1 protein-coding gene is annotated in these 531 nt (G+C 72.1%); it reads left to right on the forward strand.

The annotated features are described in order from the left end of the window. Positions 1-531, forward strand: a 531-nt coding sequence (locus tag JNK74_30110) for a sigma-54-dependent Fis family transcriptional regulator (protein ID MBL7650424.1), incomplete at both ends; no start/stop codon positions are given.

Raw genomic sequence — 531 nt, forward strand, 5'->3', positions numbered from 1 at the left:
GGCGAAGGCGGCCTGGCGCTGGCCGCGCGGCAGGGCGTCGATCTCGCCCTGGTGGACCTGCGCCTGCCGGACATGTCCGGCCTGGACGTGATCACCCGCCTGGCCGACACCGGCGAAGACATGGTGATGGTGATGATGACGGCCTACCCCGAGGTGCGCACAGCGGTCGCGGCGCTGAAGTCGGGTGCCTACGACTACATCAACAAGCCCTTCGACCTGGAGGATCTGCGCGGGCTGATCGACCGCGCCTTCGAAGTGCGCCGCCTGCGCCGGGAGGTGGCCTGGCGGCGCGTGCAGGCGGGCGAAGGCGTGGGGGTGGAGTCCGTCGGCCACGCGGCCGCCTTCCGGCAGCTGATGGCCACCACCGAGCGCATCGCCGGTGCCTCACGCGTGCCCGTGCTGATCCTGGGTGAATCGGGCACGGGCAAGGAGCACATCGCGCAGGCGATCCACCGCCTGTCGGCGCGCGCCGGCGGTCCCTGGGTGACGGTGAACTGCTCGGCGCTGCCCGAAGGCCTGCTCGAGGCCGAG

Source organism: Candidatus Hydrogenedentota bacterium (genome assembly GCA_016791475.1).
Classification (GTDB): Bacteria; Hydrogenedentota; Hydrogenedentia; order Hydrogenedentales; family JAEUWI01; genus JAEUWI01.